Below are 20,503 nucleotides of genomic sequence, written 5' to 3' on the forward strand. Positions count from 1 at the left end.
ATATCATCAGACGAAATTAGTCCCGTAAGTTCTACGGACACTTTAGGGCGGGATTTATTACGCCGTTGTTGAGATTATCTCTTAATTTCGTGCACCTTACACCGAAATACTTAGTCTTGTGGATAAACTAAAATTGGAGATCCTGGGGTTGTCTTCCAGCCAGTCTCAGTCAGGTTCGTTTGCGTTGGTATTGGGAGAAGAAGCAGGTAACCGGAGACTGCCGATCATCATCGGCATGTTTGAAGCCCAGGCCATTGCGATTGAAATTGAGAAGATCACGCCAAACCGGCCCATGACGCACGATCTGTTCAGTTCGTTTGCAAAAAGCTTTGGGTTCATGGTTGAAGAAATTGTGGTTTCAGACCTGCGCGAAGGCGTTTTTTATGCTAAGATCGTTTGCTCCGACGGGGTGAAAACCCGTGAGATCGACGCGCGCCCTTCTGATGCCATCGCCATAGGACTACGTTTTGGTGTACCGATCTATACCTACGAAAACATCCTGTCGGAAGCCGGCATTGTGCTGAGCGACTACTCCGACGAAGAGAAAGAGCGGGAGTCGACCGTTCGTAAAGCCAACAAGTCGCGTTCGGAAGAAGAACGGTTGAAAAATACCTCGTCCGAACAGTTGAAAACCATGCTCGACGAGGCCCTGGGAAAAGAAGATTACGAGCGGGCCGCCAAAATCCGCGACGAGTTGAACCGGCGTAACTAGTCTGGGCCGGTATGCATATTGTTCGAGGTCTCTTAGGAATTGTACTGCTTTTAGGGATTGCTACGCTGCTGTCGCGCCACCGTCGCTCGATCGACTGGCGCCTGGTAGGCATTGGGGTGGTGTTGCAGATCGTCTTCGGCGTGCTGATTACGCAGGTATCGTGGATTACCGACGCCTTTAACGTGCTGAGTCGCGGGTTCGTGGTGCTGCTTAGCTTTGCGGCCGACGGAGCCCGTTTTCTGTTTTCGGGGCTGGCGGTGAACAGTTACAACGATCCGGAGTCGGCGGGCCACAGCATGGGCGTCATCTTTGCCTTTCAGGTCCTGCCTACCGTCATTTTCTTTTCGACCGTTTCGGCGGGGCTGTATTATCTGGGCATTCTTCAGAAAATCGTGTTCGGCATTGCGTGGGTCATGGCCAAAACCATGCGCCTTTCGGGAGCAGAGAGCCTGTCGGCGGCCGGAAATATCTTTTTGGGACAGACCGAAGCGCCACTGCTGGTACGGCCTTTCGTCCCGCGGATGACGCGCTCGGAACTGATGTGCCTGATGACCGGGGGCATGGCGACTATTGCGGGCGGGGTGTTGGCTGCCTACGTCTCTTTTTTGGGTGGTAACTCGATTGAAGAACAGACGCGCTTTGCGGCCTACTTGTTGAGCGCCTCCATTATGAACGCGCCGGCGGGCATCGTGATGGCCAAGATCTTTGTGCCGGAAGAACACCCGGAGAGCATCGACCACGAACTGAAAGTCAACAAGGACACGCTGGGCGTCAACCTGATCGATGCTTTGTCGAACGGCGCGGCCGAAGGGTTGAAACTGGCGTTGAACATCGGCGGGATGCTGCTGGCCTTCATCGCGATCATCGCCATGCTGAACTACATGCTGTCCGACATGCTGGGCAACTGGCTGGGGCTGAATGCCTGGGTAGCGCGCACAACCGGCGGCGTTTTTCAGGAATTCTCGCTGGAATATTTGCTGGGGCTGCTGTTCCGGCCACTGGCGTTCATCATGGGCGTCGACTGGAAAGACACGCTTACCGTAGGAAGCCTGCTGGGACAGAAAACCGCCATCAACGAATTCATTGCGTACGCTAGTCTGGCTGACTTGAAAGCGGCTGGACAACTGGCCCCCCGTTCGGTTGTGATCGCTACGTTTGCCCTCTGTGGCTTTTCGAATTTCAGTTCCATTGCCATTCAAATCGGCGGCATTGGCGGCATGGCTCCTAACCAGCAAGGAACGCTCTCTAAGCTCGGCTTATGGGCTTTGGCAGCCGCCACGCTGGCCTGTATGATGACCGCGACGGTTGCGGGCATGCTTTTGGGGTAGGCGTTTGAGTTAATCCAAGACTTCCACTTAGGTAAATAATAAAAAAAGCGCTGCTTGTTCTCAAGCAACGCTTTTTTTATTTTGAAGAAACGGACGGTACGGATTAACGCTTGTCGAGCGGCACGTAGTCACGCTTGGTGGAACCTACGTAGACCTGGCGCGGGCGTCCGATCGGCTCTTTGTTGGAGATCATCTCTTTCCACTGCGCGATCCAGCCGGGCAGGCGACCCAACGCAAACATCACCGTGAACATCTCGGTCGGAATGCCCAGTGCGCGGTAAATGATGCCGGAATAGAAGTCGACGTTCGGATACAACTTCCGTTCTACGAAGTAAGGATCGCTCAGCGCAGCTTCTTCCAGTTGCTTTGCGATGTCGAGAACCGGGTCTTTGATGCCCAGTTTGCCGAGCACCTGGTCGGCCGACTTTTTGATAATGCGCGCCCGCGGATCGAAGTTTTTGTAGACGCGGTGTCCGAAGCCCATCAGGCGGAACGGGTCGTTCTTGTCTTTGGCTTTGTTCAGGTACTTGGTAGCGTCTCCACCGTCGTTTTTGATCGCTTCCAGCATTTCGATCACCGCCTGGTTGGCACCGCCGTGCAGAGGTCCCCACAGGGCGTTGATGCCCGCCGAAACGGCCGAATAAAGGCTGGCCTGCGAGGAGCCTACGATCCGTACGGTCGAAGTAGAGCAGTTCTGCTCGTGGTCGGCGTGCAGGATCAGCAGCTTGTTCATGGCGTCGACGATCACAGGATCAACCTCATATTCCTCAACCGGCAGCGCGAACATCATGTACAGGAAGTTCGAACAGTAGTCGAGGCTGTTTTTGGGATAGTTTACCGGATGGCCCTGGCTGTTTTTATAAGCCCACGCGGCCAGCGTCGGCATTTTGGCCAGCAGACGGATGATGGTCAGTTCGATCATTTCCTGATTGCGGTCAGGATTGGTCGACTCCGGGTAGAACGCCGTCAAGGCACATACCAGCGAAGAGATGACCCCCATGGGGTGCGCGTTGACGGGGAAACCGTCAAAAATTTTGCGAACGTCTTCGTTGACAAGCGTATGGATTTTGATCTCGTGCTCAAAGTGCGCGAGCTGATCTTTCGTAGGAAGGTCACCGTAGATCAACAGGTAAGCAACTTCGAGGAAGCTAGACTGTTCGGCGAGTTGTTCGATCGGGTAACCGCGGTAATGAAGAATGCCTTCTTCGCCGTCTAGAAAAGTAATGGCACTCGTGGTGGCGCCTGTATTTTTATAACCGTAATCAAGGGTAATGTAGCCACTTTGCGAACGCAAGCTGCTAATGTCGATGGCCTTTTCGTTTTCGGTGCCTTCAACCACAGGCAACTCGTACGTCTGGCCATCTAAAATCACTTTGGCAGGTTCGGACATGAACGTTAAATTTTCGGTTAAGGATATGCGTGAATTCCCAACAAAACTAGGCAAAAAGAGCCAAGCATGGCGTATGCAGGCGGTAAATGCGCGGTTTTTTAAGGACCTAAACTTACTACTCCTTTGGCATGAATTTGTTTTCCAATACCACAAAAGGTAATTTTGCACCTCAAAAAGTAGGTCCTGTAGCTCAACTGGATAGAGCAACTGCCTTCTAAGCAGTAGGTTCCGAGTTCGAACCTCGGCGGGATCACCTCATAATCAGGCACTTGTGCAATTATATGCGCAAGTGCTTTTTCGTTTTGGGGCGGCTTGCCGCCTCTGCCAGGCCTTCACCGTTTTTGACTTCGCGCAGGAGGGAAGGGGAGCGATGTAATTTTTGGAACAAAACCGGGGGTGCTCGGCCGACGGTAAAAATTCGCGAGACGAGGTTACCAATTGAAAATCAATTTTTTACCAAAAAAATTTAGGCTTGCGCCAGCAGCTTAAATTGTTTCAAAAAGGTACAAAATGTAGAAGACACGCACACGCGTGCTTCTAACGCAGGCCAATTGTGCCGGATGTGGTGTACAGAAACTAAGATGAGTCTGGTAAAATAGGCTGTTTTTGAGAAGTAAGCCCCAGTTTTGAGTGCCTCTGGCCGCAGTGCCGACGAGGGTCACATGTTCATGTATTCACCTAAATCTAGTGTTGGTTCTGCTGGATGAGGGGCGGAGCGTCGATTCCTATAAAAGAACGGACGCAAAAAGTACACCCTGCAAGAATAGTACTATTTGGTGGTTATAAACGAAAGGAAGAACTTGAGTCTATGAAGAAGTTTATGATCACTTTCGTGCTGGCGGATGCGGCTTTACTGGCCATGGTGTATCTGGCAGGACGCGCTTCGGGAAAGAAGGAAGAACGCCGTTTAGAAGGCCTCAGGCAGCTTCAACAGGATTGCGACATCCACAACGCTTTGCTAAATTTACGTATTGATGATCTGCTTCCCCCTCCACCACAGAAAGCCCAGGTCGTCATCTGCTCAACCTGCCGATCCGAGAATGTGGAGGGACATGAGTATTGTTCCACCTGTCAGTGTCAGTTATGAAGACGCTTGTGTTAGTGTTGGTGTTGACCCTCGGTACGCTGAGCCATTTCACGCTTCCGCTTTGGGTTCCTATTGCACTTTATGTGCTGGCCTCTTACGTATTTATCGCCCTGTGCTATCTCAATGCTGTCTGTGTAGAGTGCGGCGGAAAGCGGTGCCAGTGTCTGCCCAAAGACTACATTTCTTCTGACGACGTAAATCCTTACTAACCGTTACTAGAGTATCGTGACTGCGTGGGTGAAGGCGGTGTGCTACTTTGCTTTCAATACGATCATGGTCATGTCGTCGTCGTTCTCACGCCCCTGCAACCACGCCCTTGCCACGACCTTGAGGTGAGCGATGATCTCGTCGGCAGATAAGTGCCCTACCTTGCGGAACTCTTCATTGACCTGTTTCTGACCCAAAATGTCGCCGTCGGGATTGAACAACTCGATCAGGCCGTCAGAGATGGCGAGTACCACGTCGCCGGGAAGCAACTGCAAGTTGGCTTTCTGATACTGATTGGGCAGATCAGAACCTAGAAACAGTCCCCGAAGGGTGATCACTTCGACCGATTGCGTCTCCGCCCGGTAGACCAGAATGGGCGGCATGCCTGACGAAGCGACCATCAGTTTGCCTTTCGACCATTCCATCAGCGAAAGCCCCATGTACATGCCCCGGATGCGCAGGTTGCGAATGCCCGACGAGACGGATTGCAGCAGCAAAACCGGATCGAGGCGACCTGCCAGCGTCTGGAAATAACTTTTCACCGTAGCAACCACAATTCCGGCCCGCATCCCGTGGCCCGTAGCGTCGCCAATGGCAAACAGCGTATGATCACCGTACTGGCGGTAGTCGTAATAATCGCCCCCGACTTCGGCACTGGTCTTCATAAAGAAACCGATCTCCAGGTCATCGAGCTGCGGCGGCTGTTGCGGCAGCATGGCCTTCTGGATGTTCCGGGCTTCTTCCAGCTCTTTCGTTTTGCGAAGGTTATCGGCCTGAATGCTCAGCAGCACTTCTTCTTTTGCTTCCTCGCTGAGGCGCAGTTCGCGGTTGACACGCTCCAGTTCGGCCGCGCGCGTGCTGAGTTCGTCTTGCGCTAGTTTCAGTTCCGTAACATCGAGCATGGCGCTCACCATACGAATCGCTTCGCCGTCGGGGCTTCGCAAAACATACCCCCGGTCGTACACATAGGCGTATGAGCCGTCGGCCCGCCGGAAGCGGTACTCGTCGTACCAGGTCGATTCGCGGCTGTCGATGATCTGGTGAATGCTGGTGGCGATAAGGCTGCGATCGTCCGGGTGAATCCGGTTGAGCCACGAGGACGAATCCGGTTCCAGATCGTCGGGACGGTACCCGAAGCGCGTCTGAATACCGTCGTTCCACCAAACCAGATCGTTCGACAGGTTCCAGTCCCAGATCACGTCGTTGGTCGCCTTGGCCACCAGATTGAAGCGTTCCTCGCTGAGGCGTAATTCTTCCTGCGCAGTCCGCTGGGAATTGATGTTGATGAGGTACGAAACCCAACGATCCTGGTAACCAGAGAGGCGCGTGCCCCCCACCAGCACGTGAACGCACGAGCCGTCTTTGCGGTAATGTTGTTTCTCGTAAGGAGAGAAGAATCCCTGTGTGCGAATCAGTTGTGCCGCTTTTTCGTCGGCGGGGTGGTAGCTCGGCGGGGTAATCTGCCGGCGGTTGTAATGCCCCACCAGCTCTTCGTGGGTGTAGCCGAGCATACTGAGGAAGGCCGAGTTGGCATCCACAATCGTTCCCTCCATATTCCAGAACACGATGCCGATGATGTCGGACTCGTACAGCGCGCGGAATTTAGAATCGTTTTCGCGGGCCTGCCGCTCTTGCCTAACCCGATCGGAAATGTCGAGCATAAACGCCAGCCCTTTTTCGGACTGGTCCGGCAGCATGGCGGCTCCAATCAACACCGGTACGCGGCTGCCGTCTTTCCGAATGTATTCTTTCTCGAAGGGCTGGCACACGCCGGTGGCATCCAGTTGACGCAGGGCGTTCTGATCCAGCGCTTCGTACTCTGGCGGGGTCATGGCCGACCAACTGATACGACCGCGTTGCAAGTCTTCCTGATCGAAACCCAGCGTGCGCAAAAAGGCGTTGTTGGCCTCGACCACACGTCCCGATTTTTCCCAGAAGAAACTGCAGAGCATGTCCGAGTCGAACAAGACACGGAACTTGGTTTCGTTCTCGCGGGCGGCTTGCTCCTTGCGAAGCCGGTCGGTGATGTCCAACACAAACGCCAGTGCTTCCTGGGTTTGGGTATCAAGAGAAGAGGCTCCGATCAGTACGGATACCCGATTCCCGTCTTTCCGAATGTACTCTTTTTCGAACGGGGTAATCTGACCTTTTTGCCACACTTCGGCCATCTTCTGCCGACAAAGGTCCTGATGGGCCGGTGGCGTGATGTCCAGCAGATTCAGGCCGTGCCGCAGGTCATCCTGACTATATCCCGTAATGGTCAGGAAGGCACCATTGGCCTCCAGAATAGCGCCTGTAGCGTCCCATCGGATGATGCCCACCAGTTCGGTGCTGAAGAGCGGTGCGAGGCGCTGTTTAAGCGCTTCTACGTGCTGTTCGCGTCGTTTGCGCTCGGTGATGTCGTAGAGATACACGAGGCGGGCGTAAGGCCCCTCAGGCAGCAGACTCGATTCTACCTGCACCCAACGTGCCGGGGTGGAAGACGTGGCGCACAACTCCACTTCATACGCCGGCGCGGCGCCTTGTTGTGCCAGTGCCTCGACCATAGCGCGGTCGTGCGAATGGTAAAGCTGAGGCAGGAGGGACGTCCAGGTGGTATCGCCAGGAGAAAAAACGCCTTCTCCGCATCCGGTCAGGGCCTGAAACGTACGATTGGCCCGGGCAATGCGCCCTTCTTCGTCAAGCAGTGCCAACCCAATAACCGTCGAGTCAAACAGATGTTGCGACAACGCAGCTTCCTGCCGTAGCGTGGCGTTTGCACGCTCCAACTGCTCCAGGCGCTCCTGTAATTCAACTTGTGATAAGTGAGCCGCTCGATGGGTCATAGATAAACTTCTCTACGGTTACCCTCGAGGTAAATTCGGGGAACTGGTTGAGTGATGAACTGAAGAAAGACAATCGTTGGAAATGATGTACTAAAGATAGGAAAGGAATAAAAGTTCACAAGGCTTTTCAAAGCTGATTTGCCAGGTTTATTTTTAACTAAGGCGAATTAAGCGTTGTTATTGATGGGTTTTAGTAAATTTTTATTCATCAAACAAACATTTTTTCCTCGTGTAAATTTAAACTCTACCTTGTCCATGATGTTCTCGACCAACTGCAGGCCCAAGCCTCCTTTGCGTCCCGAGTCTTTGATTTCGTCTACCGGCCGCGACTGATGATTCTTGTAATCGAACCCGGCGCCCTGGTACTCGACCTCTACCTGAAAAAATGGATTTTTATAGGCCAGCCGAACGACCAGCCAGCGGTCCGGATCGGAGTGGTTGGCGTGGATGATCGCATTCGCGCATATTTCATCGATCGCCACCAAAATCAAATTGGCTTCGTATGCACTAATCGGAAGATCTTGCATGAAACGACGGGTGGCTTCCCGCACCTCTTTCAGGTTTTTGGTTTGACAAGGTATGCGTACAGACGCTTTCATCATATAGAGTTACTCCTCATCTTTTCTCCTACGCGGTTTTTCAGAAAAGGATGTACAATTTCCGGTGTGAAGTCCAGGAGGATTCACAATTATAATTCGCGAAGTAGCCCAGGGCAACACCCTCCGGCCGCGACCATGTGGTGTTATCCGGAAATCTACACAAAATATCACCCAACCTTAATTTTTATAGGAATCATCATATTCTCCCAGGTCAGGTAAATCGTCCCGGCCTGATTACCATCGCTTTCAATCACAAACTCCATTTGTTCGGCGAAGTCTCGGGCCTTCTTGGGGGATACCTCTACTCGCAATACGTCTTTTTCGGCATTATAGTTAAACGCGCCCCACTGTTTGGCTTCGTCGTTGAAAATAACGGTCCACCGGTCTGCGGTCGGAATGGTAAACAGGGCATATTCGCCGGCACTCAGTTTTTTCCCTTCCACCGTTACGTCTTTGTCAAATTTGATGACGGTCGCCTCGTTGGCACCGGTACGCCACACGTCATTGTAGGGCACCAGGTCTCCCCAAACGGTCCGGCCCTTCACGGCAGGCGAACTATAGTCGATCGTGATCGTGGCATCGCCCACTTTGCCGGAAGCAGTTTTCGCCGGACTGGGGCGATCTTGCCCCCAGCAGGAGGTAGTCAGAAACGTAAGGCACAGCAGCAGGGAGAACGAAGAAACTACCTTTTTCATGACGAAAAGTGTATTAGGTTATTTTTTGGGGAAATGTAATGGTTTCTGGGCAAACAGGTTAAGAATCACATCCTTAGCCGCTAAAATTATATTTGTCTTATAAGACACAGGACTACTGACCAACGCACAAGTGCAAGGCTGGACTGGTACTGGCGACCAAAAGGTAGCGCATCGGCAAAAGAAAAAGCCCCTTCGTATCGCAGAAGAGGCTTTTTTTTGAGTAAGCAGTTGTAGCAGTACGGCAAAACTAGGCCTTCGCAGGCATGTTATCAAGTACGTCCATCACTTCACGAACTTTCTGGCGTGAAACTTCCAGAAGCGCTTTCTCTTCGTCGTTGAGTTGCAGTTCGATCACTTTTTCGATGCCGTTTTTGCCCAGGATGACCGGCACGCCCAGGTAACAATCGGAGATGCCGTATTCGCCATCCAGTTTAATGCAAACGGGGAACACCCGGCGCTGATCTTTCACGATGGCTTCTACCATCTGAGCGGCCGCCGATCCCGGTGCGTACCAGGCCGATGTGCCCATCAGTTTCACCAGTTCGCCGCCGCCCGATTTGGTGCGCTCTACAATGGCGTCGAGCTTATCGCTGTCGATCAGTTCGGTGACCGGAATGCCGCCTACGGTAGTGTAGCGGGGCAGGGGCACCATCGTATCACCGTGGCCGCCCATCAGCACCGCCTGAATGTCTTTCGGAGAGCAGTTCAGCGCTTCGGCCAGGAACGCCCGGTAGCGAGCGGTATCCAGAATGCCCGCCATGCCTATCACTTTCGTTTTAGGGAAGCCCGACGTCAGGTGCGCCTGGTAGGTCATCACGTCCAGTGGGTTAGACACCACAATAATGATGGCATTGGGCGAGTATTTGACGACGCTCTCAGTCACCGACTTTACAATCCCGGCGTTGGTCGAAATCAGGTCGTCGCGGCTCATGCCAGGTTTGCGGGGCAGCCCGGAAGTGATCACCACCACGTCAGAATCGGCCGTGCGGCTGTAGTCGTTGGTGACGCCGACGGTGCGGGTGTCGTACAGGTTGATGGGAGCTTTCTGCCAGATGTCGAGTGCCTTACCTTCCGCAAAGCCTTCTTTAATATCGAGCAGAACTACTTCGTTCGCGATTTCGCGGTAGGCCAGCACGTCGGCGCAGGTGGCTCCTACGTTGCCAGCGCCCACTACGGTTACCTTCATATTCTATGGTGATTTAGGGTGATGAATGGTTAAAATTTAGTAGGTGACAAATGTAGGCACGGCGGGGTGATTAGGAAAGCATCGCAGGAGCGGACTTTCAAAATGACACCCCGCCAGGTCGGCGAAACCTTCCGGACGGAGCGGTAAACTCTTTATTCTGAAAAAAATATCCGCTAAGCTGTATCTTTTTCGCGTTGCGGCATTATGCAGGCAAATCACCGAAACCCGACCACCCGTTGAGCCACGCTTCGATTTCTGCGGACGAAATGATGGAAGAAGCCCTTCAGATTGAAGCGGCCCGGCGCGATCCGGCCCAGTTTCGTCCGCTGTACGAAAAGTATTATTCGACCATTTTCCGATTTGTATACCGCCGTGTTGACGACAAGGAACTGACCGCCGACCTGACGTCGCAGGTGTTTCTACAGGCCCTGATGCACCTGCCGCGTTACGAAGTCCGTGCGGTGCCTTTTTCGGCGTGGCTGTACCGCATTGCGACCAACGAAGTGCTTCAGTTTTTCCGGAAGCAAAACCGCGTCGGGGTGGTACGGCAGGTCATGATTGGCGAAGAACTGGTCAGCGAACTGCACGAAGAAGGGGAGGAGAAAGAGCGGTTGGTGGAGCGGCTGGCCCTGACGTTGGAAAAGCTTTCGGAACAGGAGGTGCAGTTGATCGAGCTCCGGTTTTACGAACAGATGTCGTTTCGCGACATCGGCTACACGTTGCGCATCACCGAAAACAACGCCAAAGTGCGGACCTACCGTCTGCTGGAAAAAATGAAGAAGTACATGCTTGGCCTGTCATGAAAACACAACGCTATAAAGTCATGCTCGAAGAAGATGCCCGGCCCGACGCGGCCCTGCCCGATGCGGAGATAGAGCCGTTTCGCAATTTTGACGAGTTGCTGCGTCGGCGACGTCTTCTGTTGGTGCGACAGCGTTGGATACGCGGTCTGCTCAGCCTGGGCGGGGTGGCGTTGCTGGCGGGGGGGCTGTGGTGGATTCTGGAGGCTGAGGCACCGTCGCCCGTTGCGTCCACGCGCATCGCGACCGCAACCGAAGAAAAGCCGCCGGTCACGTCCCCTGCAAATGAACCGGAACTGCCGTCCGAAATGCCCGAGGCATCCCTTGCCGCCACGCCCGACTCGCTTCCGGGGACGGAAGCACCAACTGCCCGTACCGCCCCGCCACCGCGCGAAAACCGACCTACACCGCAAGTAAAAGCACCGCGCTCCGAGTCGGAGCTGCAATCGCAGGCTGTACCGTCCGAAACTTCGTCGTCGCAACCGCAACCCTCCGCTGCACTCCCCGCGGCGTCCGAACCGGACGCCACCGAAGGCACTTTTGTAGAAGCAGCTCCTACCGGCGGATATCCCGCGCTGTATCAGTTTTTCGAGGCACAGTTGCAGTATCCGGAAAGCGCGCGTCGCGACGGTATCGCCGGGTCGGTACTGGTCGAATTTAAGATCAATGCCGCGGGCAAAGCCGAGCAGATCCATGTCCTGAAAGGCATTAGCCCTGAACTGGACCAGGAAGCCGTGCGGCTGGTGAAGCTGATGCCCGCCTGGCAACCGGCCCGGCTGAACGGCAAGCCTATGCTGACGCGTCATACAATTCCGTTTAACTTTCAACTCGACTGAACGACCGCTATGAAACTGTATACAACATGGGGACTGGCGCTGCTCAGCAGCGCGGTACTGGCGCAGGAATTCGAGGTGCACGAGCGTCCGGCCCCTGCCGAAGGGTGGCAGCCCCGGGGCGTGGTCTTCGCCGACCTGAACAGCAATACCCAACTGGAAACCATTTGGTACGGCGACGCAGCGGGCAAGGGTCTGCTGTACCTGGGCAGCAACGTGCACACCAGCGCTCCGGCCTATACCACGCTCGATCTGGGATTTCAGTCGATTGTCACCGTAACGCTGGTCGATGCCGACCAGGACAACGAAGTCGACGTATTGGTTTCCGGGAAAAAAGCACCCTCGGGTGAACCGGCCAGCCAGCTTTACCTGAATCGGGGCAACTCTACGTTTGAGCCTTCGGATTGGATCGACAGTCTGGCCGCGATCCAGACCCTGTGGGCAGACTGGGATAGCGACGGTCGAAAAGATCTTTTGGTCTACGGCACGGATGCCGACGGTGTGCTGGCCCTGCATGCCTATCGACACACTACCGATGGTTGGGAGCGGCAGAATTCCGGCTTGCCTGCCTGGCTTCAGCAGACGATGCTGCCGTTTGATGCGGACAACGATGGCGATACCGATGTGCTGATCACCGGTCGCGCCTCGGACGGCACGGCGGTGGCGCAGGTGTATACCAATCAGGGGAGCTTTCGCTTTCAGGCCGGAACCCAGCTTCCGGCAAGTAGCGTGGGGGGAGCGACGGCCGCCGGCGATTACAACAGCGATGGTCACATGGATCTGCTGCTGACGGGAACTGACCCTACCGGGCAAGCGCAGACGCTCCTCTACCTTCATCAGGGGGACGGCTACCAGCGGGCGGCCCTCGAACTGGAGGCTATGGTGGGACAAACGGCTCTGCTGGCCGACCTGGACCACGATGGGTCCACCGATGTGTTGTTGGCCGGTACGAAGGCGGCCGGTACCCCGGGGTGGCGTCTCTATGCCCAGCGGACCGAAGGCCTACAGGCTGTGAACTACGATACCCTGGCGCAGGCCACTTCGCTTGTGGGCGTGGCCGACCTGACCAACGACGGGAACCTGGACCTGATACAAACCGGTTCGCAAAACGATACCGCAACGGTACATTTCTGGCAGAGCCTGGCCTCCCCGAACCGTGGCCCCCACGTGCCGACCGACCCGCGTTCCGTCACCATTGCGAACCGCACACTACTTTCCTGGCAAGCCCCCACTGATGACACAACGGCCCAAGAGGCCCTGACCTACGAAGTTTACGTCGGCACATACGAAGAAGGCATGGACATTGCGTCCGCTACGGCCCATAAAGGCGGGTTGCGCAAACTCGTAGCCCACGGTAGCCAGGGGCAGGGCACGACATTTACCCTCTACGACCTGCCCGACGGGGTGTATTACTGGGGAGTACAGGCGGTCGATAATGCTTTCCGCGGTAGCGAATGCTGGTGTGCTGAGGGACAAGGGGGAAGCGGATTTTGCACGGGGCTGTTCCGCGTGTGTACCGACATTGCACGGGCCGATACTATGCTCTGTGAGGGCACGGCTTTGACCTTAACCACTTCTACCGGAGGAGCCTGGTATTCGACGGCTCTGGGATTTCTGTCGGAATCGGCTACGACGACGTATACCGCGACGCAATCGGATACGCTCTATTATGTGGGGCCGCCAGATGCCGCCTGCCAGGAAAATTACTCGTTAACCGTACAACTGGCTTTCCCCGATAGCATGCAATTAACCCTTGGGGCAGACACGACGGTTTGCCCAGGCGAAGTACTTTCGTTTTCCGCAGATACTGCCTTGGGGCAGGTGCGCTGGAGGTCGGCGGCGCAGGGCGATCTGGGTACCGACACGCCTCTTTACTATACCGCTTCGCAACGCGATCAGGTGTGGGCTGAACTGCACACGGCAGGAGGCTGTACGGTGTGGAGCGATACCGTCACCATTTCCCTGTTCGAAACGATTGAGCTGTTGTCAGAAGAAGAGGTGCGGATGCCGGAAGGTGGTTCTGTCGTGTTGCGCACCGCCCAGGCGCGTACGTACCAATGGAGCCCGGCGGAAGGATTGAGCGATCCAAATAGCGATAGTCCGGTGGCAACGCCCGATGTGACGACGACCTACGTGGTCAAGGCGACCTCACTCGACGGGTGTGCGCTCGTCGACAGCATCACCGTAATCGTTGAGCCACAGGTAACCGCCACCCGTTTGTTCATCCCCAATTACTTTAGCCCGAATGGCGATGGCCGAAATGAAGTGTTCAAAGTATACGGCGACGGCATCGACGCATTTACGTTGCAGATTTTTGACCGTTCCGGTGTAAAAGTTTTTGAAACGACCAATCCCTCCGAAGGCTGGGCGGGCGATGTAAACGGCACACCACAGCCTGGCGGCGTATACCTGTGGCGCATCTCCGGACAGTTTCGCGATGGGTCGGAGCTAACGTTCAACGGCGAACGTACCGGCGTAATCAGACTGGCGCGCTGATGTGGACTACACTGCGGAAGACGATTTATTTTCTGGCGGGGAGCCTGGTGCTCCTTTTCGGAACAACCAGCCCTGGGGAGGCACAGCCTCCCCAGTTTTCTCATTATCAGTATACCCCTTTACAGGTAAATCCCGCCCTGGTGGGCACGTCGTCGTATGCTACGGCCATCACCGACTTTCGCCGTCAGCAGTACGCGGGTGGAATGGCCTTTCGTACCACGTTGCTGTCGGGTAGCTATCCCTTGTTCAACCGCGCCACCAAACAACAGGTCGCAGGGTTCGGCCTCTCGCTGCTCGACGACCGTACCACGGAGTTCTACAGCTTCCAACAACTCAACCTCAACGTAGCACACCCGATCCAGCTGGGGCCGATGCAGTGGCTGAGTTTGGGCTTGCAAGTCGACTACAGCGCCAAGCGACTTTCGACCGATGGCCTCACCACCGGCAGTCAGTTTCTGCCCGAACGTGGTTTCAGCCCAGGTGCACCAACGGGCGAGTTCCTGGGAAATTTTAGTGCCGATTTTTTCTCCATCCACACCGGAGCCTACTGGTACCGACTTGACGAAGACGACCGGCAGCAGGCGTATGCCGGACTGGCAGTGTACCACCTGAACCGTCCCAACGAATCGTTTACCGGGCAATCCAGCCCCCTGCCGATGTCGGTCGTGATGACGGCCGGTTGGGAAATCTACCGACAGCAGCAGTGGGCCGTTCGCCCGGAAGTGCTGGTGACCCACCGGGGGGGCGGAAGCTGGCTGAGTGCGGGATCGATGGTACAGTATGAGCTGCAACCCGGCAACCGACGCACGCCCGCTACGACGCTGGACATGGCCGCGCGTTACACCACCGGCCAATCCATGATCCTTTCAATCCAGTGGGTACAACCGCAACTGGTTTTTGGCTTCGCATACGATGTGCCGCTTGGGGCCGGACGCATGCAGCCGAACCCTTCGCGCGGCGCTGCCGAATTTCTGCTGGCATTCCGCAAACCCGTTGAGCCCAAAAACAAGAAACGGCGAAGAAAGCGCTCCGCAAAGAAACGTACAAAATCGTCTGCTAACCGGACCACCGCCCGTCGAGCCCCCCAACCCCAACCGTCCGGTCAGGAGCCGACCTCAACGCCACCGCGTAGTGTGGCGCCGAACGATAGTACCGCTTTGGCGGCCGGCGCTCCGTCAGAACGTGGCGATACGGTTGCGGTCGCTGCCGATGTCCACCGCCGGCACGGGTTCCTGCAGGCGGGACATTTGCCCGAGAGCGTACTTTTTGGTTTTAACCAGACCGAGGTGGTCGATGAACAAGCTCCAGCGCTAGAGGCAGTGGCCCAATTGATGCACGACAACCCGTCGTTACGCCTCACGCTGGTAGGTCATACCGACAATTTGGGCGCGTCGGAGGTCAATCAGCAGATTTCAGAAGCCCGCGCCGCGTCCGTGAAGCAGTACCTCGTGCGGCGGGGAGTGGCGGCCGAGCGAATGACCGTAGAGGGCGAAGGAGAGCGATCGCCGAAGTTTCCGAACACAGATTCTGCGCTGCGTTCCCGAAATCGGCGGGTGGAGTTCCGTTTCGTGGAGTAACGTATTGCCTTGACAATCAGGCAAGAAAACATGGCTATTGTGTCATTTATACGTATTTACTCAATTTTTTCAGAAAAATCTTTCCTTCAGTTAATCCTTTTCTTATCTTCAGCCCCAATTTGAGAGGCCCTCAAATGTTTCTTGTGCATTTTTTAGGGTTTCGTAAACTTTTTGCGTTATATCATTGTATTTGTGGAAGTTAAACAACTTACATCACTGTTTTTTCGCACGGATGCGAACAAAATTGAACTCACCACCTCGACTTTCTGTTATAGATAACTGTGCAGCCATCTGTTTTTAACTATCCAGATTTTACGTCTTTAATTTAAATATCCAACCGGGAAGGCTGGGCTGAATAGCCATGTCAGTCAATCTTTCCGAAACCCGATTATCCTAATATGAGAGAGCTGAAGATCACGCATCAGATCACCAACCGCGACAGTGCTACCTTGGAGAAGTACTTCACGGAAATCTCCAAAGTGGAACTGCTGACACCTGACGAGGAGGTGGAGCTGGCGCAGCGTATCCGCAGGGGCGATCAACAAGCCCTGGAAAAGCTGGTAAAAGCAAACTTGCGCTTCGTGGTTTCTGTGGCCAAGCAGTATCACCACAGCAAAATTCCGCTGAACGATCTGATCAATGAGGGGAATCTGGGGCTTATCAAAGCGGCCCAGAAATTCGATGAAACAAAAGGGTTTAAATTTATTTCGTACGCGGTATGGTGGATTCGTCAGTCGATCATGCAGGCGCTGAACGACCATTCTCGTCTGGTCCGGATTCCGGCCAACAAAGTCGGTGAACTTTCCAAAATCAGCCAGGCCGTTTCCAAAATGGAACAAGGGTTCGAGCGTGAGCCCACTACCGAAGAGCTGGCTGACTTCCTGGGCGTTCGTGTAGAAGACATTCAGAACGCGCACACCGCGTCGATTCGTCAGACGTCGCTTGACGCTCCGTTTGCAGAAGGAGAAGATGGCTCTCTGCTGGACGTAATTCAGAACCCAGAAGCGACTCCTGCCGACACGGAACTGGAAAACGATACATCACTGCGCGTGGATCTGGAGCGCCTGATGTCGTCGTTGTCTGAGCGCGAAGGTGAAGTGTTGCGCCGTTTCTTCGGCATCGGGTACGAATACACCCAGTCGTTGCAGGACATCGCCGAAGATCTGGGCCTGACGCGTGAGCGTGTACGGCAGATCAAAGAAAAAGCGCTTCGCAAGTTGCGTTCCGATGCGGGTCTGCAACTGTTGCAACCGTACATGGTATAAAGCATTACCGCTTCTTAAGAACCCGAACCTTGCAACAAGGTTCGGGTTTTTCTTTGCCCTGATTTCTCTTTCCAATGGCCATTTACGTAGGCACTTCGGGCTGGAGTTACGACCACTGGCACGGCGTGCTGTATCCGCACGGGCTGCCGGCCCGCGAGCGACTGGATTACTACCTGCGGGCGTTTGCTACGGCTGAACTCAACAGCAGTTACTACCACTGGCCTCGGCGCGCGAGCTTTTATCATTGGCGACGGCGGCTGCCGGAGAACTTTCGGCTGAGCGTAAAAGCGCCCGGCTTGCTGACCCATGTACGGCGGCTGTATTCGCCTGAAGGGTGGGTAGCACGCATGCGGCGCGATCTATGGGCACTGGGGCTGCGCTATGCGGTGCTGTTGGTGCAGTTGCCGCCCACGCTGGCGTACGACTACGAGCGGCTTGCGTGGTTTCTGCAGTGTGTACCGGACGAGTGGCGGGTAACGGTAGAGTTCCGTCACCCTAGTTGGCACCGGGAGGAGGTGTTTGCCCTCTTGGAGCGGCATGGCGCGGCTTACTGCATTATGAGTGGCGCCCATTTGCCGTGTATCCTGCGTGCGACGGCTTCGTTTGTCTACGTGCGGCTGCACGGTCCTGACACGCAGCATCTGTATGGCGGATCGTACAGCGATCAGGACTTATACTGGTGGGCCGAACGGATACGCGAGTGGCAGAGACAGGGCCGCGATGTCTATGCTTATTTCAACAATGACGGCGGTGGCAACGCTGTTCGTAACGCCCAGCGCCTGAAAGAGTTTTTGTGGCTGTAGAGTGCTGTACACGAGGCAGTGAATGATGATCCAGTAAACCCTATAAATCCAGTTTTTCCTTTGCTACGCGTTCAGTCCTTATCACGTCATTACCCCGAACAAACCTCGGCCGCGGTACAGCAGGTTTCATTGCAGTTAGAACCGGGCGAAATTCATGCCCTGACTGGATCCAGTGGTTCCGGCAAAACAACCCTTCTGCGTCTGATTGCCGGATTGGAAGATCCGGACGCTGGAGAAATCTGGCTGGGAGAAGAACGGATCAAGGCGCCATCGCAACAGCTGGTGCCGGGGCATGCGGACATTCGTCTGGTGGCGCAAGATTATCAACTCGACCCCAACCTGACGGTTTACGATAACCTCAAAGCACGCATGCGGGTCTATACCCAAGCTTATCAGCAAGAGCGCATTACTGAACTTCTGCAATTTGTTCACCTCTGGGCGAAACGCGACCGCTATCCGCGCGAGTTATCCGGTGGCGAACAACAGCGGCTGGCGTTGGTGCGCGCACTGGCCGACGAGCCCACACTTCTGTTGCTCGACGAACCCTTCAGCAACCTGGACCGGCTGTTGCACCGGGAGCTCCGTCACCAACTGTTTGAGATGCTGCATCAGGAGCAGATCACTACGTTGGTCGTAACACATGATCCTGCAGACGCGCTGTCGCTGGCCGATCGCATTTCAATCTTGCAGGCAGGTCAGGTCATTCAGACGGGAGCGCCACAAGAAATCTACACGCAACCCCGCACCGCCTACGTGGCACGCTTCTTTGGTTTGGCCAATTTGATCGAAGGAAAGGCGTTGACGCAGCACTTTTCCATTGACGCGGAGCCGACGGGCGTGTATTGCGTGCGACCCGAACAGCTTGAACTCACCACGGCCGATGCACCGCGCGCCAATGCGCAAATCAGACAAGTTAGGTTTCTGGGAGGACAGCAGGAAATTGAGGTCGTAGTGGGGGAAGAGCTAATTACGCTTTTGGTGTCGGCCGACACTTGGCGTAGTGGGCAAGACGTTCTGGTATCGCTGAAGTCGAAGGCTGTTCATCGCCTAACGGAGGTGCATATAAGTCAAAAAATCAGACGAAAAGACGACTTTTTTTAAATAAATCGGGTCAAAATGTAAAACAACCTAAGGATTTTGGTATATTTATGCGCTGGTCCATATTTAATAGGAGGGAATCAGAGCAATTGTGAAGTTCACAGGCTACTGATTCCCTATTTTTGTGCCCATGAAGGCCGTTGTAAAAATTGCATGGTTTATTTCAGTATTGGGATTCATCATCGTACTGTTCGGAACCTATAAAGATATCACCGATCAAGTGCTGCTCAGCAATGATCTGATCGTAGGGCGAAACACCTATTTTTACTTAGCACTTGCCCTGTTTGCCATCGGAAATTCTCTGATTCTGTCGTTTACGTACGTGATGCCCCAGCTTCCCAAAAACTGGTACTGGGTGCCTCAGGGGGCTTACTGGCGCAGCAGTTTCGAGCATCGCCGCGCCCTCGACAACGTAATTGTGGCGTGGTTTTATGCGTTGACGTCGGTCTACAACTTTTTTGTGATGGCAGGCCTACTCATCATCGAGAGCAACAACCACATTGCCGGAGAACATACGTCGTATGGTTGGCTTTTGGGGATAGGAGTGGCCCTCTTGCTACTCGTAATGGTTGCGTTGCCCGTGCGCCTGAACATGAAGCGCCAGAGCTTGGCTAACGCGGATGCAGATTAAACGATAAATTCATCGGTACCCCTTGCTGAGCCGGGCTGCCATTAAGGCTGCCTAACGACACATCGGGGCGTTGGATGAACTCCATGACCAGTTCGTGCTCATCCCCGTCCTGATCCATCAGGGTAAACACCAATTGCGGGTTGTCGAGGTGATCCTTCTTGGTCGCTTCTACCACGGTAACGCCTTGCAGGCGCTCCTGAATCTCGTCTTGTAGGTCGTGAATGATGTTGATAAATGTAACTTCCAGCGGGCTGGGATTGTACTCTCGGGTTTTCATGATTTCTAAAAAGTTCACTTCTGCGGCTGATCGGCAGAAGGAGCAAGGTGGTCGTAGCTGACCTCGCTTACCTGATTCAAGGCACTGAAGCGGATTCTGGCCAGCTTGCCTTCTCGTCCGGTTTGGCCAGCGCATTGGCTACCCGAAGTCAGGTAATAGATGTAGAACTTCTGACTGCGAGCTTCAAGCTCTTGTCGATCAGGAGGGCCCAGGCGCTGGCGAACTTCCCTTTCAGCCATTCCTATTAATTCTGTACGGAGGTCCTCGAAAAGGGGTTCGAGTTTCTGGCGATTCCCGGCACAACCCAGCCGGTCCGATTTCCAGCCCTCCTGTTCCAGCCGCTGCCAGTCTTCTCCGGCGGGGGAGGTGCAGCGGCACAGCAAACCACAAAGTACCAGGAAACAAACAGAGAAGAGAGACGTCGCTTTCATGGCATAAAGATAAGCGTGAGGCGTCAGATTCAGGAAAAAGACTTGCTTGCGGAAGGAAGTAACTTGGTCGAACCTAATCCGAACAAGGGTAGTTCCATGCGTACTTTGGGGAACCACACAGCACAAAAATATGTACCTAAAAAAGCGCCGCCTGAAGCCGGAAATAGGCGGTGTGAGCACTTAAAGAATGCGCCCGGAATCGTGGCGGAATTGGCGCAAAATGCTTAGCTTCGCAAAGCTGCCGACTATGCGGGCAGGGCCTT

The 20,503-nt window shown here is 54.7% G+C and carries 18 protein-coding genes and 1 tRNA gene; 12 read left to right on the top strand and 7 right to left on the bottom strand.

What is annotated here, in order from left to right; genetic code table 11:
• Positions 1 to 118: 118 nt before the first annotated feature.
• Together BLR44_RS23440 and BLR44_RS23445 are read left to right on the top strand one after the other, a co-directional pair.
• On the top strand, positions 119 to 712 hold the full coding sequence (locus BLR44_RS23440) for a bifunctional nuclease domain-containing protein (protein WP_089686756.1): 594 nt from the start codon (positions 119 to 121) through the stop codon (positions 710 to 712).
• Between the two features lie 11 nt (positions 713 to 723).
• Positions 724 to 2,040: a NupC/NupG family nucleoside CNT transporter gene (locus tag BLR44_RS23445; RefSeq protein WP_089686758.1), complete on the top strand. Its 1,317-nt coding sequence runs from the start codon at positions 724 to 726 to the stop codon at positions 2,038 to 2,040.
• A gap of 103 nt (positions 2,041 to 2,143) precedes the next feature.
• Here BLR44_RS23445 and BLR44_RS23450 read toward each other — a convergent pair whose 3' ends face one another.
• Positions 2,144 to 3,430, bottom strand: coding sequence for a citrate synthase (locus BLR44_RS23450; protein WP_089686760.1), 1,287 nt, complete (start codon positions 3,428 to 3,430; stop codon positions 2,144 to 2,146).
• A 179-nt stretch (positions 3,431 to 3,609) separates the two neighbouring features.
• Between BLR44_RS23450 and BLR44_RS23455 the strand changes: the two genes are divergently transcribed.
• Positions 3,610 to 3,683, top strand: a tRNA-Arg gene (locus tag BLR44_RS23455).
• A 555-nt stretch (positions 3,684 to 4,238) separates the two neighbouring features.
• Positions 4,239 to 4,517: a hypothetical protein gene (locus BLR44_RS23460; protein WP_089686762.1), complete on the top strand. Its 279-nt coding sequence runs from the start codon at positions 4,239 to 4,241 to the stop codon at positions 4,515 to 4,517.
• 251 nt (positions 4,518 to 4,768) lie between these two features.
• Here BLR44_RS23460 and BLR44_RS23465 read toward each other — a convergent pair whose 3' ends face one another.
• From BLR44_RS23465 to mdh, 4 genes are all read right to left on the bottom strand, one after another.
• Entirely contained in the window at positions 4,769 to 7,549 is a 2,781-nt protein-coding gene (locus BLR44_RS23465; protein WP_089686764.1) for a PAS domain S-box protein, read from the bottom strand.
• Between the two features lie 167 nt (positions 7,550 to 7,716).
• Positions 7,717 to 8,151, bottom strand: coding sequence for an ATP-binding protein (locus tag BLR44_RS23470; protein WP_089686766.1), 435 nt, complete (start codon positions 8,149 to 8,151; stop codon positions 7,717 to 7,719).
• A 164-nt stretch (positions 8,152 to 8,315) separates the two neighbouring features.
• Positions 8,316 to 8,843: a DUF2911 domain-containing protein gene (locus tag BLR44_RS23475; protein ID WP_089686768.1), complete on the bottom strand. Its 528-nt coding sequence runs from the start codon at positions 8,841 to 8,843 to the stop codon at positions 8,316 to 8,318.
• A gap of 247 nt (positions 8,844 to 9,090) precedes the next feature.
• Complete coding sequence (mdh, locus tag BLR44_RS23480) at positions 9,091 to 10,029, bottom strand: malate dehydrogenase (RefSeq protein WP_089686770.1); 939 nt, start codon at positions 10,027 to 10,029, stop codon at positions 9,091 to 9,093.
• Between the two features lie 236 nt (positions 10,030 to 10,265).
• Here mdh and BLR44_RS23485 point away from each other — a divergent pair, with 236 nt between their 5' ends.
• The 8 genes from BLR44_RS23485 to BLR44_RS23520 all read left to right on the top strand — a co-directional run bounded on the left by BLR44_RS23485 (position 10,266) and on the right by BLR44_RS23520 (position 19,532).
• Entirely contained in the window at positions 10,266 to 10,832 is a 567-nt protein-coding gene (locus BLR44_RS23485) for an RNA polymerase sigma factor (protein ID WP_245706153.1), read from the top strand.
• A complete protein-coding gene (locus BLR44_RS23490) occupies positions 10,829 to 11,665 on the top strand; it encodes an energy transducer TonB (protein WP_089686772.1) in 837 nt (278 codons plus the stop codon). The genes BLR44_RS23485 and BLR44_RS23490 overlap by 4 nt, the downstream gene beginning before the upstream one ends.
• A gap of 9 nt (positions 11,666 to 11,674) precedes the next feature.
• Complete coding sequence (locus BLR44_RS23495) at positions 11,675 to 14,158, top strand: FG-GAP-like repeat-containing protein (RefSeq protein ID WP_089686774.1); 2,484 nt, start codon at positions 11,675 to 11,677, stop codon at positions 14,156 to 14,158.
• Complete coding sequence (locus tag BLR44_RS23500) at positions 14,158 to 15,735, top strand: PorP/SprF family type IX secretion system membrane protein (RefSeq protein WP_089686776.1); 1,578 nt, start codon at positions 14,158 to 14,160, stop codon at positions 15,733 to 15,735. The genes BLR44_RS23495 and BLR44_RS23500 overlap by 1 nt, the downstream gene beginning before the upstream one ends.
• Before the next feature lie 398 nt (positions 15,736 to 16,133).
• Positions 16,134 to 17,000, top strand: a complete 867-nt coding sequence (locus tag BLR44_RS23505; protein ID WP_089686778.1) for a sigma-70 family RNA polymerase sigma factor — start codon at positions 16,134 to 16,136, stop codon at positions 16,998 to 17,000.
• A 74-nt stretch (positions 17,001 to 17,074) separates the two neighbouring features.
• Positions 17,075 to 17,803, top strand: a complete 729-nt coding sequence (locus tag BLR44_RS23510) for a DUF72 domain-containing protein (protein WP_089686780.1) — start codon at positions 17,075 to 17,077, stop codon at positions 17,801 to 17,803.
• A gap of 60 nt (positions 17,804 to 17,863) precedes the next feature.
• Positions 17,864 to 18,904, top strand: a complete 1,041-nt coding sequence (locus BLR44_RS23515; RefSeq protein ID WP_176956182.1) for an ABC transporter ATP-binding protein — start codon at positions 17,864 to 17,866, stop codon at positions 18,902 to 18,904.
• Positions 18,905 to 19,031: 127 nt separating this feature from the next.
• Complete coding sequence (locus BLR44_RS23520; RefSeq protein WP_143017431.1) at positions 19,032 to 19,532, top strand: hypothetical protein; 501 nt, start codon at positions 19,032 to 19,034, stop codon at positions 19,530 to 19,532.
• On the opposite strand, the gene BLR44_RS23525 is transcribed toward BLR44_RS23520, so the two are convergent.
• Together BLR44_RS23525 and BLR44_RS23530 are read right to left on the bottom strand one after the other, a co-directional pair.
• Complete coding sequence (locus BLR44_RS23525) at positions 19,513 to 19,809, bottom strand: hypothetical protein (protein WP_143017432.1); 297 nt, start codon at positions 19,807 to 19,809, stop codon at positions 19,513 to 19,515. The two genes, BLR44_RS23520 and BLR44_RS23525, sit on opposite strands and share 20 nt — an antisense overlap.
• Before the next feature lie 14 nt (positions 19,810 to 19,823).
• Positions 19,824 to 20,240, bottom strand: a complete 417-nt coding sequence (locus BLR44_RS23530) for a hypothetical protein (RefSeq protein WP_143017433.1) — start codon at positions 20,238 to 20,240, stop codon at positions 19,824 to 19,826.
• Between the last annotated feature and the right edge of the window lie 263 nt (positions 20,241 to 20,503).

The organism is Catalinimonas alkaloidigena (assembly GCF_900100765.1).
GTDB classification, from domain to species: Bacteria; Bacteroidota; Bacteroidia; order Cytophagales; family Flexibacteraceae; genus Mooreia; species Mooreia alkaloidigena.